Annotated in this window: 11 protein-coding genes and 1 pseudogene; 6 read left to right on the top strand and 6 right to left on the bottom strand. The window is 48.8% G+C overall.

The features are described 5' to 3' along the window. Window positions 1–6: 6 nt before the first annotated feature. From JOY44_RS17610 to JOY44_RS17625, 4 genes and pseudogenes are all read right to left on the bottom strand, one after another. A pseudogene (locus JOY44_RS17610) lies at window positions 7–470 on the bottom strand (IS1 family transposase); the annotation flags it as partial. 509 nt (window positions 471–979) lie between these two features. Further along, window positions 980–1,132: a hypothetical protein gene (locus tag JOY44_RS17615; protein ID WP_171574903.1), complete on the bottom strand. Its 153-nt coding sequence runs from the start codon at window positions 1,130–1,132 to the stop codon at window positions 980–982. Window positions 1,133–1,172: 40 nt separating this feature from the next. After that, the gene (locus JOY44_RS17620) at window positions 1,173–4,985 is read right to left on the bottom strand and encodes a sugar-binding protein (RefSeq protein ID WP_171574904.1); all 3,813 of its coding nucleotides are present in this window, start codon (window positions 4,983–4,985) and stop codon (window positions 1,173–1,175) included. A 403-nt stretch (window positions 4,986–5,388) separates the two neighbouring features. Beyond that, window positions 5,389–7,203 (bottom strand): YncE family protein, encoded by a 1,815-nt coding sequence (locus tag JOY44_RS17625; protein ID WP_197985537.1) that lies wholly within the window; start codon window positions 7,201–7,203, stop codon window positions 5,389–5,391. 219 nt (window positions 7,204–7,422) lie between these two features. On the opposite strand from JOY44_RS17625, the gene JOY44_RS17630 reads away from it, so the two are divergent. Next, window positions 7,423–7,563 carry a hypothetical protein gene (locus tag JOY44_RS17630; RefSeq protein ID WP_171574905.1) on the top strand — a complete coding sequence of 47 codons (141 nt, stop codon included), beginning with the start codon at window positions 7,423–7,425 and terminating at the stop codon, window positions 7,561–7,563. A 119-nt stretch (window positions 7,564–7,682) separates the two neighbouring features. After that, on the top strand, window positions 7,683–8,747 hold the full coding sequence (locus JOY44_RS17635; protein ID WP_197985538.1) for a hypothetical protein: 1,065 nt from the start codon (window positions 7,683–7,685) through the stop codon (window positions 8,745–8,747). Between the two features lie 1,346 nt (window positions 8,748–10,093). Here the strand turns inward: JOY44_RS17635 and JOY44_RS17640 are convergent. Next, window positions 10,094–10,906 carry a hypothetical protein gene (locus JOY44_RS17640; protein ID WP_171574908.1) on the bottom strand — a complete coding sequence of 271 codons (813 nt, stop codon included), beginning with the start codon at window positions 10,904–10,906 and terminating at the stop codon, window positions 10,094–10,096. Window positions 10,907–11,364: 458 nt separating this feature from the next. Between JOY44_RS17640 and JOY44_RS17645 the strand changes: the two genes are divergently transcribed. The 3 genes from JOY44_RS17645 to glsA all read left to right on the top strand — a co-directional run bounded on the left by JOY44_RS17645 (window position 11,365) and on the right by glsA (window position 13,085). Then, window positions 11,365–11,676: a BMC domain-containing protein gene (locus JOY44_RS17645; RefSeq protein WP_171574909.1), complete on the top strand. Its 312-nt coding sequence runs from the start codon at window positions 11,365–11,367 to the stop codon at window positions 11,674–11,676. Between the two features lie 117 nt (window positions 11,677–11,793). Beyond that, window positions 11,794–12,132: a carbon dioxide-concentrating mechanism protein CcmK gene (locus tag JOY44_RS17650; protein WP_171574910.1), complete on the top strand. Its 339-nt coding sequence runs from the start codon at window positions 11,794–11,796 to the stop codon at window positions 12,130–12,132. A 56-nt stretch (window positions 12,133–12,188) separates the two neighbouring features. After that, a complete protein-coding gene (gene glsA / locus JOY44_RS17655) occupies window positions 12,189–13,085 on the top strand; it encodes a glutaminase A (protein ID WP_171574911.1) in 897 nt (298 codons plus the stop codon). An 85-nt stretch (window positions 13,086–13,170) separates the two neighbouring features. Here glsA and ftsH read toward each other — a convergent pair whose 3' ends face one another. Continuing rightward, window positions 13,171–14,934, bottom strand: coding sequence for an ATP-dependent zinc metalloprotease FtsH (gene ftsH, locus JOY44_RS17660; protein ID WP_171574912.1), 1,764 nt, complete (start codon window positions 14,932–14,934; stop codon window positions 13,171–13,173). A gap of 361 nt (window positions 14,935–15,295) precedes the next feature. Here ftsH and JOY44_RS17665 point away from each other — a divergent pair, with 361 nt between their 5' ends. Beyond that, the gene (locus JOY44_RS17665) at window positions 15,296–15,658 is read left to right on the top strand and encodes a hypothetical protein (protein ID WP_171574913.1); all 363 of its coding nucleotides are present in this window, start codon (window positions 15,296–15,298) and stop codon (window positions 15,656–15,658) included.

Consider the following 15,658-nt stretch of genomic DNA (forward strand, 5'->3'; position numbering starts at 1 on the left):
TGAGGGATAATCAGGCGGCAAGGAGTGCCACAGTTGGCGTGCTGCCGCTGCATCGCGTGCGCCAATGTAAACACCCACAATCTCACGGGTGTCTGCATCAAGCGCTAACCAGACCCACTGCTTGTTCTTCTTGTTGTCTACAAAGGACCACAATTCATCACACTCAATCGTCAACCGCCCCTTTTTTTGGGTGTCACCTGCACTTGGCGAGGCACCTTCGCATATTTCTCATTGACGTAGGTTTGTAGCCACTGCTCAGAAACTTGCGCTGCCCGAGCGATTCCAGCCAGAGAAATGTGCTCCAACAGCAAGCGGTCAATCAATTCCCGTGTGGCTTGGTCGATTGCTTTTTTGGTCGGTTGTTCGACAAACTGTCGTCCACAATCCTGGCATTTGAACCGTTGTTTACCGTTGTGGATATGACCATTCTTGACCGTTTGGGAGGATGCACAAAGGGGGCAGGCTGGCATGGCAGGAGAAAAGCATAAAACTCGGTAGTGCCCTAAAGGTAATGATGCCTGCAATGAAGACTGAACAGACGTTGCAGGCATACAGCTAGCAGTTTTACGCCTTAAGTCTATAGGCTGATTTTGAGTCGAAAGTGCGCCAGCCTGAGCCATAGTCAGTGTTCTCGCTTCCATATTGCGCGGGAACTTCAACCCCTTGCGGCAAGTGATGATCCATAGATTCAAGACTGGCAGGGGCTTTCAGCTATCATCACATCTTTAGGACTACCTAAAACTCTACTACTCCATCATTACATCTTGAGCACTACCCTCTTCCTTTTGATAAATATTGCTGGCACTTCTATCATTAAGGGAGGATTTAACGGGGATAGTTACGGCTGAGCAACTATCTCAGTGTTATGGACCCTTATAACCTGTGAATGAAGTGATCAAGAATGGAAGGTCGCAACTTAAGATTTAGACACGATCGCCCTGATTAACTCGTAAATTTGACGTAAATTGCCTGGAATTTCCTAATCTTGAAAAACTTGGATGCTGCCAGAGTAAGCAGCAACCCAAACTTGGCGCGTGTCATTGTCGTAAGTAATACCGATTGGAGCTGAGTTAACCGTGATCGCTTGCACCACTTGTATATTGCCGTCCGCACTTTGTTGAAAAAGAGGCACAAAATTTTGTACCTCTACAAAGAAGAGAGATAGTAAATTATCAGCTCGCCATCACGAAATTGTCTAATGCACCGTAGGCAGCGTTAAGACCACCTGCGAAGTCAATCACCACGCGATCGAGGTCCGTCCAGCCTAAATTTAGGGTTTGCAGTTGCTTCGTCGAAGTCAGAAAACTAGCACTACGAGTGGAGCCATTTGCCACATATCCTGTAACAGTCGCGTCGATCTTGTCGTTCCAGACACTGGCACCATAGTCAAACGAGGCAAGATCAAACACTTCGCCTGCTTTAGATACCTGAATTGAGTGACCCCAATTATTTGGATGCAGCACTTTACTTTGGAAGCCATTGCTGGTTCCGTAAACCTGCAATTTATCTGGGTAAGGCTGCAAATCAGCAAAGGTGTAGCCCGTCAGATCATTATAGGCATTACTGCTGTAAAGACCTGTATTGAGGTTTTCAAACGTCACAGTCACACGATTGCTGGTTGTCCCTGTGCCTGTACCTGTATCTGTGCCTGTACCTGTACCTGTATCTGTGCCTGTACCTGTACCCGTATCTGTGCCTGTCCCTATACCTGTATCTGTGCCTGTGCCTGTCCCAGTGCTACCTGTGCCTGTACCTGTATCTGTGCCTGTGCCTGTGCCTGTGCTACCTGTGCTGTTGTGGAAAACAAAGTTGTCTATGCCGCCGTAAGCTTGATTTGTGCCACCTGCAAAGTTTATTTCAACGCGGCTTAGCTCATTCCAGTTTAAGTTCAACGTTTGGGCTTGTTTGCTGGAGGTGGCGAAGTTTGAGACTTGAGTGGAGCCGTTGGTGAAGTAGCCCGTGACGATCGCATCAGTGGCATCGTTCCAAACGCTGGCAGCATAATCAAACGAAGCTAAGTCAAAGTTGCTGCCGTTCGTTTTAGTAACTTTGATCGTGCGTCCCCAGTTGTCGGAATGCAGCACCTTGGTTTGGTAGCCGTTACCTGTGCTATATACTCGCAGGTTATCTGAACCCGTATCGGCAAAACTGTAACCGCTCGGGTCGTTATAGGAATTGCTGCCAAAGTCGCCAACGGTCAAGTTTTCAAAGGTGACAGTGGTTGAGGTGGTGCTGCCGCTGTCAGTGCTGCCCGTACCTGTCCCACCAGTGCTACCTGTACTTGTCCCACCAGTGCCGCCGCCAACGCCTGTACTACCTGTGCCTGTGCCTGTACCCGTATCTGTGCCTGTACTACCTGTGCCTGTGCCTGTACCCGTATCTGTGCCTGTACCCGTATCTGTGCCTGTGCCTGTGCCTGTACCCGTACCCGTATCTGTGCCTGTGCCTGTGCCTGTACTACCTGTGCCTGTGCCTGTACCCGTATCTGTGCCTGTACCCGTATCTGTGCCTGTGCCTGTGCCTGTACCCGTACCCGTACCCGTATCTGTGCCTGTGCCTGTGCTACCTGTGCTGTTGTGGAAAACAAAGTTGTCTATGCCGCCGTAAGCTTGATTTGTGCCACCTGCAAAGTTTATTTCAACGCGGCTTAGCTCATTCCAGTTTAAGTTCAACGTTTGGGCTTGTTTGCTGGAGGTGGCGAAGTTTGAGACTTGAGTGGAGCCGTTGGTGAAGTAGCCCGTGACGATCGCATCAGTGGCATCGTTCCAAACGCTGGCAGCATAATCAAACGAAGCTAAGTCAAAGTTGCTGCCGTTCGTTTTAGTAACTTTGATCGTGCGTCCCCAGTTGTCGGAATGCAGCACCTTGGTTTGGTAGCCGTTACCTGTGCTATATACTCGCAGGTTATCTGAACCCGTATCGGCAAAACTGTAACCGCTCGGGTCGTTATAGGAATTGCTGCCAAAGTCGCCAACGGTCAAGTTTTCAAAGGTGACAGTGGTTGAGGTGATGCTGCCGGTGTCAGTGCTGCCCGTACCTGTACTACCAGTGCTACCTGTACTTGTCCCACCAGTGCCGCCGCCAACGGTGGTATTAGACAGGAGCAGGTTGCCAAATTGACTGGGGGATAGGTTGCGAACGTCTGCATTTTGCCACACTTGTTGACTATCGCGAATGCCGCCATTGTCATCGTCGTCGTTGGCAAGGTCGAAGCCGATCGCCAAGTTTTCTGCTGCTGTCAATCCCAAATTTGCCCAGGGAATTGCCAGTTCAACGGTGTAGCCAGTAGCGTTTTTCTGCACGGCTTTTTGAATACCGTTTGAGCGTCCTCCTTGTTCAAATAGGTTACCATTGCTGTCTACAATGATTTGGCGATCGTCATTATTGAATACACTTTCGCGATCGTGTTTTGAGTCGATAAAGACTTCAATAGCATCGTCATCCCAAAGATTGGTTGAGTCTTTAAGAAGAGCGCTATCGGTGACTTGTGCCGCGACATAAAGATAGGTGTTATCCCATAAAGTGCCAAATTTGACCGTGTTATTGAAAGTGCCGATATTGGTGCGAGTCGCGGTATTAGTAAGGTTCCAGACGGATTCATTGAGATTGCCATCGATCGCGATCGGGCTAAGCGTTTTAGAGGTTAGCAGGGTGTTTACAGCAGGTGTGCCAACAACCAGACTGAGCGCTTGTGTATCCGAATCGGGTGTCGCATCAGAGTCAGTCGCACGGACTGAAAAGTTGTAAACTCCTTGAATTCCAGGCGTGCCCGTCAGCAATCCATCATTCCGCAGTGTTATGCCCGTGGGTAAGCTTCCGGCTGCCAAAGTCCAGGTGATATTCCCATTTCCTTGAGTGGCAGTTAGGTTTTGTTGATAGCGGCTACCCTGTGCCCCATTGGGTAGAGTTGTGCTGGTGATGTCTGGAATAGTGTCGGCGGCGATCGCCAGCGTTAACGGTTTGTTTACACTTACACCATTCGCATCCGTCACGCGGGCAGTGAAGTTAAATGTTCCCGTTGCTGTAGGATTGCCACTGAGAATGCCCGTGTTGCTCAACGTTAACCCAGTTGGCAGTGCCCCAGTTGCAACGCCCCAGTTATAGGAACCCCCGCCACCCACTGCTTCCAACGATTGAGAGTAGGCTTGCGCTTGAATCGCCTCTGGCAGCCCCGTGTTGCGAATGGTAAGAGGAACCACTGCCGAAACCCCAGACAGAGGCGTAGTGGTAACAATATCCCACACTGCATCCTGAATTATTCCAGCAAGGAAAGCCGAAAGAGGCTGATCTGTGGCTGTTTGGGGTTGATATTGAACTGGAATAGGCAACCCGTTGGGGTTTTCCTTATAAATTGTGGCAAAGAATGTAGTGGCAACGAGGTAAGAACCGACGTTATTAAAGTGAAGCCCATCACTGTAAACCTGCGTGATGCTGCTATAACCAGGAACTTGTCCCGTTTCCATGCGTTGATTCAACTCATACATCACATGCCCCACAGGAATGATATAGAACGGACTAAACAGAGGCTCGGCAGTATTAAGTTCACGAGTCAGCAGTTCGTAATACGCTTTGGAGCGCTGAGAATCATCCCATTGTCCAGTGTAGGGACGGAGCCATTGGGTATCCCAGTCTTTGCCATTGTTGATGGGCCATTGCGCATAAACGTATACTTGAGCATCTGGGCTTTTGCCAGCTAGAGGAGCTAGCAGTTTATCGATCGCGCTCAAGTCTTCAGGCAGGTGGCGATCGAAAGGTTGCAGCGTCACCGCATCCCAGCGATGGTAAGAGAAAGCGTTTTCGTAGTAGCCGTAGGGTTCTTCTTGGAATCCACTGGTCGAATTGTTTACAAGATAATCTAATGGAGTGCCAGGAATCACATGGCGACCCCAATTGTGAGTTTTGCCACGGCTTTCAGCAAGAGCTTTAAAGCCATCGTACTTCACCTGATCGGTAAGGCTATTACCGATCATATAGATATTGCTCATTGATATGTGCCTTAGTTTATGTTGGTGAGCGAATTCAAAGCTGCGTTGGTTATAGGCAGGCAATAAACTTCAACAAGGCATTCATCTAGCGATCTCACCTCAATTGAGTCGGGTTGTAGCATTAGCCAGCGCCTTCCAGATACTCATTCAGCTATCTCATGTTTTATCAGGATTTTTCTAAGTTTTTTGAAAAAGCAAAGAGTCGCTTTATTCACAAGAATACAGGCGAATTCAGTGAAATTACTTGACTTTATACTTTCTCAGGCAAAAATCACCTTAGCTTTAAATTTGATGCCACTACCTTTCAATGGTGCTGTGTGATCCGCTTTTCAGCCTTCGAAAAGATGATTGGCGTACAGCCTCTTGACTTGAGTGGACTGGTAAACATGGATCTTACAACTGGTTAATCTTGAAACACTTGGATGCTGCCGGAATAAGCGGCAACCCAAACTTGGTGCGTGTCATTATCGTAAGTAATACCGATTGGAGCTGCGTTAACCGCGATCGCTTGCACCACTTGCATATCTGCCGTCCGCACTTTGCTGATGGTGTCTGAGTCGTAGTTGGCCACATACAAAAACTGACCATCGCCAGAAATGGTCATGCTGCGAGGCGCATTGCCCGTGGTTACTTTGGCAACGACGGCTTGAGTTGAAAGATCAATCTTGGCGACATTGCCTTCGCCATTCAACGTGGCGTATAGGTATTTGCCAGCCGGATCAAGGTTGAGATGGCGAGGCGCATTGCCAATATCCCGCAGCCAGTTTACTGAGAAATCGGTCAAATTAATTGCCGCCACATCGGAGGAACCCATAACAGCAACGTAGGCGGTTTGATTGGCGGCGATCGCGATTCCCCGTGGATAGGGACCCAATGGAATTCGGCGAACTTCCTTGTTTTGCGCCGGATCAATCACGCTCACATCCCAACTGCACCAATTGCTTGCCAACACATAGCGATTGTTCGGCGTGGTTGCCACATATTTAGGCACTGCCCCAACCTGCACCGCTCGATCAACCGCCAAGCTTTGGGCGCTAATGCGATATAGAAAGCTCTGGGCGTGGTTTTGCTCTGGACTGCACACATCGTCAGCCGTGCTGCTAAAGCCATCGCCATACATTTCGTAGTTGGAAACCCACGCGGTTTGACCATCTGGGCTGAAAGCCGCTTCCACAGGGGAACCTTGCTGAGTGCCTGGATAGCTCGTGTAGCCGGAGTCAGCCAGCTTTACTTGATCAGAAATGGTTTTGATCAATTTAAACTGGCGATCGTACACTGTGACGCTGTGGCGATACATCATATTTTGGGCAAAAAACAGCCCCTTGCCGGAATGCACAATCGATTTGGGCGCAATATCCCCGGTAATAGTTTTCACCAGCACCATTCCCTGAGACGTAAGCCTATCTTTGATCACATAGCCCAACTGCTGCTGGTATTCAGCTAGCTTTTGTTGGGCGATCGCCGCTTGAGAATCAGACTTAGGAACCGTTTTCAGCAGGGCGATCGCCTGCTTCCAGTGAGTCGCGGCTTTCTGCCAGTCTTGCTTAGACTGGGCAGTTTTGCCAATCACATAGGCTTGATTTGCCTGGCTGAAGGCTTTGTTAAGTGAATCAGAACTAGGCTCCGTAGCTGTGGCACGAGTGGCTAATGGGAGAGTTGCTGAGTTAATACTTGTCGGTGGGGTGGTTGCCAGATAGCGAAACCAGATCACGCTGCTGGGCAGAAACACTAGCGGCAGACTTGCCAACATCGATAGCATAAACGGGCTAACGGGCCAGGGCAGCGGAAATACCCAATCCTTATTGCCAATTTCTGCGCCAATGTTGGAGTTGACAGCGATCGCAAAGGGATTGGCAACGAACTCTGGGGTGCCAAAACGAACTTCCTGTACCCAGACTGGAGAGCTGCGCCCCGTTAGCCGACTGTATACCATGGCAGAAGATAGCCAGCCCAGACCCAATCGAGCAATGCCGCGCCGAATAAACTCGATCGCTGGAGAAGGCGCTAACGTTCGTTCCGATTCCAACAGCACATGCAGGTTGCCATCTCGAAAAACCGCCCGTGCCGACACCCCAATCGCCTGCAAGCTGGCATTCATCAATGCCGCGATCGCATCCGCATCCCCAGATTGAGCAAGCTGCAACAAATTTGCCTGAGTCATTTCGCCATACACCGACACACTGAGCCACGATAGTCGAAGATAGGAGCTTTGAAGCAATTAGCTTTATAGCCCGTTGCTGTTAGTTTGCTAAATTGACGCGGGCAACCAATCGCCTATCCTGCGGACAGCCAAGCTATACCCTAAATCTACACCTTTGTAGTTCAAAAGTACTGTATTTCAATCAAATTCTGTCAGGAATCCTTCATGAGTGAAAGAACTTGCTGATTAATTAGCTAGAATTATGGCGGTGTTAAGCTGACCAGAGGAAACTCAACTATGTCGGATTTCAACCGTGGAATTATGAAGTTCGATGGAGCAGACAGTCCAGCAGCGATCATCCTCTCGGCGATCGTGGTTCTGGGCGGCATTGGCGTTCTGATTGTGTGGGCACTTCGATCTGCCTACGTCTTGGGCTAGCTTGTTTTGAGCAGCGAGCTGTTGACGACGACTTATCTTCATCAAGATTTATTTGCAGGGGTGCAGTTTCGGCTGTGCCCCTTATTGTTTACTGTTTGATGTGATAATGGGTCGGCTGTTTGTCTGGTGGTTTAGGAATGGAGCAAGTATCCCAATCTGTCGCTCAGGTGACTCCCGAAAGATTGAGCAATGGAGCTAGCCTAGAATTTGAGCTTCCCGATCCTGAGGATGATTTAATCCCAGAGTTTGAGTTTCAGCAGCAGATCGATCAGGCGTGGCAAGTATGCGATCGCTTTGATCTGCAAACCGACATCTGGCGGGGACGGATTTTGCGAACAGTGCGCGATCGCGAAAAACGCAACAGCGATGGGCGCGGCACAGGTTTTCTCAACTGGCTGAAAGATCGAGAAATTAGCAAAAGTCAGGCATACGCGCTGATAGAAGTCGCGACCAGCGCCGATACTTTACTGGAAGGTGGCTTTCTGGAACCCGATGATGTTAATCAGTTCAGCAAACGTGCTTTTGTTGAAACCGCCCAGTCTGCCCCAGAAGTACAACAGTTGGTTAGCGATGCCGCACGGCGGGGCGATCGCATTACCCGTCGAGAAGTGCGCCAGCTATCTGATGACTGGACAGCCGTCACCTCCGACCTGCTGCCCCAACAGGTGAAGGAGAAAGCCGCTGACCATACCCTACCGACCCGTTATCTGGCTCCTTTAGTCAAAGAGATGCAAAAGCTGCCGATTACGCACCAAGTTGCGCTGCGAGATACGGTGGCAGAAGCGCCTGATGTAGACACGATCAAACAAGTAACTGCTGAAGCGCGTTACCTGGCAAAATATTTGGAAGCCGCCGCCCGTGTGCAAGCTTTAACCAATGAATCCTTAGATTTAGAACTGGCGCTAGAAGAAGCGCTGCGGGTAGGTTGCCTCAGTGCCACCGCCGATTTGGTGAGTCAAGCCTCGCAACTTGAACAAACCGCCGTTAAACTGTTTCTCACTTGGAAACGCCTGAATAGCCTTTCGGAACGAGTTTATCTCGATAGCGGACAAAGTACGCCCCATTTACGCACGTTGCTAAGCTGTTTGGGCAACCTTTCTAGTGAAATAATTCAAACGCCACTGGATGACATGGGCGATCGCGTCGTTCGCCTTCAGGTTTTTTCGGATGAAGAGGAGTTCTAAAAAAGGTTGAACCTAGAAAATTATCGGCGAGGCAGCAACAGCAAATCAAACCATTATTGCTGTCTGATGATTAATTGTTTATTGGCAGTGATTCTCTACCAATAAGCTTCTGTCTAAATCATGAATCGTCCCAACAACAATCTTCCAGCCTCGTGAAGTTTTACGCATCGTAATAGAGAAAACCGAATTCTTTTAAGATGGCTTGTCTTTCCTAAAACGGGGTGCCTGATCACTGACCAGCGTTAAGTCCTTGCTCAAGTATTAAACGCTCAATTGCTTAAAACAACTATGGAAATAGCTTTGGCTGCGTAGTTGCAGCACTGCGATCGCAAATAAAGCGAACCCAATAAACCAACGAAGCGGCAGGCAAAGTTCGAGGCTTACTGCGCTCTCATAGGATTTGTATGCACTAATGAATCGAGCAGTACCGTACCGTAATTTTGTCAGCCCGCTCATAGCTCAATTGCATCTTGAGTGCGATAAATCGAAAATATAGGATTGCCTTGCTCTGGCGACTCATCCTGTTTCATAAACAAATTTTGAAGGGTGTTAGCAGGTGATTTGATAACTCCTCAACATCAGTTGAGCCTCTTCTTTGGAAGACAATCGATAATTTGTTTTAAATAAAAATGGCAGGATACGCGATTCATTCAACTGAGCAGGTTCCCAAATGCTAAGAATAATCTCAGCGCCTTTAGGAATAATGCTATAGGTTATGCCGGGGGGAAGTTGTGATGATTTCATTAGGAATATTTGATGGCTAGTTTATTTCAGTTGTTTTAAGCGTTATTCCTCTATTTTTAAACAAAAGCAATTGTGTTCCTATCTATCAAAAGAAGCGATCGTCCAAAAAATGGTGAAGGTTGAGTGGGTGAAGTGTTTCATTAAGGACTCACCGAAATTTTGAGTGTACTTTGCTTAGAAATCCAAGCTCCGCCTAAGCTCAAGATCTCAATTAAATATTCGCCATTAGCATCGGCCCGCCTTTCGCCTGAAAAACTCGCTGAGCGTTCATCCACTGATCGACACAGTTTTTTTGGTCGGCTGTAAAGTCTTGACCCCGAAACACCGCTATTTGAGGGCTTTCACGGAAACCAATGATGGGATCTGAACTCGCGATCGCTCAATTTCAAATCGAGCGCCCTCTATTTGAAACCTTTCTGGGTAAGGACTTCAGCCATCACGATTCGCATTCCCACGAATTTTATTTGGTAATGCATCAAATAATGGGAGGGTAGGTAGGGTAAGAGCAATGTCTGCCAGATGTTCAAAATCAGCCGCAACACCCTTGATTGCTGGCTTAAGCTGCATACATAGAGCGGGTCAATCAGCGCAAATCGAGATTATCAGCGGTCATGGAACTCAGGAGAGTCTGCTTCAGGCGCGAACTGTTCAGTAGGAGCTTGGTCTAAAAAATACTGCCAGTTCAGCCGATAGTGCTGGCTGAGTTGCAGTTTGAATCTGGGGTGCAGCGTGCGGTTCGCTAAGCCAGAACTCAAGGCAAAAATCACCCCTTCTTTAAACTGCTGAAGTTCGCGATCGCTTTCTCCTGGCAACCTAGGTTTGCTTTTTAATTCTGACGTGATAACTGCGATTGCTCGGTTGTCATTCGATTCAGTGCTGCTTGATGCAGCTATGCCAGCCGCCTGATGTTCTAAGCTTAGCTTCTTACAACTTGGCTCAGGCTTTTCTGTTTCACACTCCACAGGAAATGTGAGAGAGGGAATTTCGGTAAGGCGTTTTAGCTTAAAAGCAGCTTTGACGCTAGGAAGCTGAAGCAACATTGTGCGATAAGACAGAGTTGGCTGAAGCAACGGCTCAGATTGAGCTTCTGGGCTAGAGGGTAAAGGAGCGATCGCTGCGGGAATCTTACTTCTCACCAGTTGCTCAAACTCATGGGTAAAATGGCAAAGCGGTTGTCCTCGCCGCTGCCAAATTTGTAAAATTTGCTCCACCGAAACTGCTTTATAGCGACCTTGATGCAGCGCTTCCACCACTGCCAACAAAACCCATTGCTCTGGATATCTGCTCAACCAGACATCCATTTGTTGCTCAACCGTAAAAGCTTCTAGCTCAAAACTATAATGACGCAACAAGTTAGCTGCATGAGTGACCGCATTATCCGCAGAATCAATGGAATTATCTGGCAGGTCTATCATAAATCTCTACAACGGCAGAAAAATGCCCTCAATGTTCACCCTTGTAGTGCCAAATGACCCCAGTCGCTTGATTAAGTTTAGGCTGCTGGACTACAGCCTGACTATTAAATACGTCTTTCTCAATTAGCTTACTCAACATAATTAAAGAAAGATAGTGAGAGTCGGAAGTCTTCGCTCGTTGCACGGTATCAAGGAAGAGAGTAGGGCAGTGATTGAGCTTAAGACGGTAAAAGAGCTACACCCTAACTCCAATGGGCAATCGCATAGCGTCTCTGTAGGGTTTTGACTCGCTTCTCCTTAAAGAGACAGGCTGGACACAAGGGCAATCATCCTCATATTCAGCAGTGAGCAAATTCGTTAGCAATCTTCTCAAAACTGAAGCCATCTAGCATTTCAACTATAAATGGCAGGAAGGCGCGTAGAATAAACTTTGTGCTAACTAGATTCAGGAGCGTTGAATGCCACTTGCTGTGGGCGTTATTCAAACGGATGGGTTTCCTCCAGCGCTTGCCGCTGCGGATGCACTGGTCAAGTCTGCGGGCGTAACATTGGTCTATTTTGGTTTGGCAGAACGGGCGGAATTTTTGGTTGCAGTACGCGGACGAACAGCGGAAGTCCGTCGAGCGATGGAGGCTGGTATCGCAGCAGCTGACACGACTCCACCGGGTGGCAAGCTAGTGTCTCACTACATCATTCCAAATCCACCTGAAAATGTGGAGTCAGTGCTGCCGATTGATTTCACTACCCAAGTGGAGCGGTTCCGCATGTGACACTGCCCCGCTAAAACCCAAGAAAAACCCAAGATGGTACTGAACTGTCAAAGGTCAATCGGTGAATAAACAGTTTCAGTTTTTACATGTTGTTAAGTTTGCATTAGGAGATTTGGAATGCCACAAGCGGTTGGATCAATTGAAACGAAGGGATTTCCGGCTGTATTGGCTGCTGCCGATGCCATGGTTAAAGCTGGACGGATTACATTAGTGGGCTATCTACGAGCGGGAAGTGCGCGCTTTACAGTCAACATTCGGGGTGATGTATCAGAAGTCAAACGGGCGGTGGAAGCAGGTTTAGAAGCAGCAAGCAAAGTCCAAGGCGGCACGGTAGAAACTTGGGTGGTTATTCCAAACCCACACGAAAATGTGGAAACGGTGCTGCCGATTGGCTTTAATGATGAGGTTGAACGGTTCCGTACGGCAGTCGAGGGACGACCGCTTCTCGGTTCTTAAGGCGCTTTGAGGTAATTCTAGTTTCTCAAACGGCTTGAACAAGGATGAGTGGATTCATGACGTTGACTCAGACTCAGTTAGATCGCTGGGTGGCTGAGGCAAGGGCGATCGCGCGCACAGGTCGCATTCCTGACTACATTCCTCGCTTAGCAGAGGTGAATCGCGATCGCATTGCGGTATACATTCAAGCAACCAATGCATCACCGTTCTCAGCAGGAGACACGTCGCACCGTTTTGCTTTGATGAGCGTGATTAAACCGTTTGTGCTGCTGTTTTTGCTAAAGCAGCTTGGACAACAAGTAGTTTTCCGCCAAGTTGGCAAACATCCATCCGATCAAGCGTTTCATTCAGTGGTGCAGCTCACTGAAGATGGCGGTTTTCCACGCAATCCGATGATTAACAGTGGCGCGATCGCCCTTGCCGACTTACTCCCTGGAGTAGATGGCAGTTCTCGCTGTGAAGCATTGCGGCAATGGCTGAACCACTCAGCAGGAGCGCAATTGGTGATGGATGAGGCAATGCTGGCATCGGTGCGCTCAGTCGGCAATGAAACCAATCGAGCGATCGCCCATTTGCTCAAACAATCGGGCTACTTGAATTCCATTGAGGTAGCACTGGATACCTACAACCATATTTGCTGCTTATCCGGTACGGTGGTCGATTTGGCTCGTCTCGGTCTACTGCTGGCATCTTCTAAAGCAATAGATGCTGATCAGCGAACAGTCAATGCATTGATGCTCACCTGTGGGCTATATGAAGCATCAGGAGAGTTTGCTGTGCGGGTTGGGGTGCCAATGAAATCAGGGGTCAGCGGAGCGTTGCTGGCGGTTATTCCCAAACAAGGCGCGATCGCTTGCTACAGCCCCACCTTGGACGACACCGGAAATTCTGTTGCAGGGTTATGGCTACTGGAGCAACTGGTGCGATCGCTGAACCTGAGTCTGTTTGGCTAATTTATTATTTAGATATATTTAAATACGCCAAGCAAGAGGTTGAACGATGCAATTTAATCATCAACCTCTTGCTCAAAGTGCAAGCTCAACTCTGCATCAACCAGGCATTTAGACCTGCTGGTGCCTGCACCTGAGCCAAGATTGCCTGTAGCTTATCGTCTTCTAACACCTCTGTTTCTAATAAAACTTGGGTGGCAGACTCCAACAAGCCTCGGTTGAGTTGCAGAATTGATAGCGCCATGTCGTGAGCTTTGTCGATACTCTGCTTAACTTGACGGTCAATTTCTACTGCAACTTCCGTACTAATCGCTCGGCGATCGCTGCTGCCTTCCAGAAATTGAGCAGAGTTTTTGGCAAAAGCAACCGGTCCCAAAGTGGCACTCATGCCGTACTGAGTAATCGCCTTTTCAGCTAAATCCGTTGCTTTTTGAATGTCATCACTGGCTCCAGTGGAAACCTTGCCAAAGATGATTTCTTCTGCCGATCGCCCGCCCAGTAATGTTGCGAGTTGCCCCCGCAATTCATCTTCGAGGAGCAAGAAGCGATCAACCTCTGGCATTTGCAGGGTATAGCCTAGCGCTCCCAGACCTCGCGGCACAATGGAGATTTTCGAAACCTTGTTATTACCAGGCATCAGGGCGCCCACAAGAGCATGACCCACCTCGTGATACGCTACGGTTTGCCGCTCCAAGGGGGTAAGCACTCGCGATCGCTTCTCCAGACCTGCAATCACCCGTTCGATCGCTTCTTTAAAGTCTGCCATCAGCACCGCTTGACGATTGTGACGTGCCGCCATCAGTGCTGCTTCATTCACCAAGTTTGCGAGATCTGCACCTGTGAAACCAGCGGTTTGGGTAGCGATCGCGTCTAAATCCACATCCTCACCGATGCTCACCGGCTGAGCATGAACCTGCAAAATTTGGACTCTGCCACTTTTGTCAGGGCGATCCACTAAAACTTGGCGATCGAAGCGACCCGGACGACGCAGCGCCGGATCAAGAATTTCGGGGCGATTGGTAGCAGCCACAACAATCACGCCATCATTGCCATCAAAGCCATCCATTTCCGTCAGCAATTGGTTTAAGGTTTGCTCCCGTTCGTCATTGCCACCGTTAGGATTACCGCCACCGCGAGTCTTACCGATCGCGTCTAGTTCGTCAATAAAGATAATGCAAGGTGCTTGACGCTTCGCCCGACTGAACAAATCACGCACCCGCGATGCGCCCACGCCTACAAACATTTCCACAAATTCTGATCCAGACATGCTCAAAAACGGCACGCCCGCTTCACCCGCGACAGCTTTGGCTAAAAGGGTCTTACCCGTGCCTGGAGGCCCTACTAGAAGAACCCCTTTGGGAATTTTTGCCCCAATCTTGCGGTATTTCTCGCCATTCGAGAGGAAATCAACCACCTCTTGCAGTTCTTGCTTGGCTTCATCCACACCTGCCACATCCGCAAAGCGAATACCCATTTTACCTTGGTTGTAGCTACGGGGGTTACTCTTACCCATGCCCATACCCAAACCGATGCCGCCACCCGCATTGCTTAATTTCAACAGCCATGCAAAAGCGCCTGCGATCGCTCCAGCCGAAAGGATCAAGCCCATAATATTTGCAGCAGTAGCAGAGCCATCAGGCAGAATGCTGAACTCTACACTGTGACTTTGCAACAACCGGATCAGATCATCGGTTTGTCCCCCAAGTTCGGTGTGGTACTGGTGACTACCAAACTCTGGTTTAAGGGTGTATTCGATGCGATCGGGTTTGATCGTCACCCGGTGAACTTGCAGAGATTCTACCTGCTCAATAAAGGTGCTATATGCCGACTGCAAGCTGGTTTCCGTCTTCATCAAAGGGCTCCGGGTGAAAGGGGAACATTAAGAAGCCAGACAAATTTCCTTTTACATCGGACTTCTTACTGTATTTATTCTGTTTCAGTTCCTAGAAGAACGATAGATGGAAACTACTACCATGGTCTTGGGGTCTTCCGAATACTCCAAGTCAATCAGGGCGGTTGTTACACCTGCTCAATTGGGTTTACCGCACAAGCCACTGTGATACGCTTAACATCCTGTAATAGGTTCGTTTTCACGCTCAAAACCCTTCATACTGAAGAAGCTCGATCAGAACTCTATCTAAAGTTGTAGCAATTAGGATAAGAGAGATAGGGCGGGTAAAGTGTCATCCATGTGCCGTAACTGTTAACACCGAATGTTTGATTTCAACAGCTTGCTCCACTTTTCCCATGCTTACTGCGTTGCGATTTGCGCCGCATTAGTTCCATTGAATTTACTCGCCACTATATTGACGATAGTTTTGACTGGATTGCGCCGTCCAAGTGCAGAAGTTTTGAAGGTTTCAGGGGTTGCGATCGCATTCGCTGGAATGATGGTACTCCACGTGCTGACCTGGTTTGCAGTTGGGGTCGTGATGGTGCCAACCTACGTGCTGCTAACATTAGGAACCGTTTGCTTTGCTGTGAATGCTTGGGCAATTTTGCACCCATCCAGCCTACAGCGCTTATTAAATCGCCTGACTGAAGCCGCTAAACAGTCGTTTCCAGCGCTGGGTTAG

Origin of the sequence: Leptolyngbya sp. Cla-17 (assembly GCF_016807185.1) — a bacterium.
Taxonomy (GTDB): domain Bacteria; phylum Cyanobacteriota; class Cyanobacteriia; order Leptolyngbyales; family Leptolyngbyaceae; genus ULC077BIN1.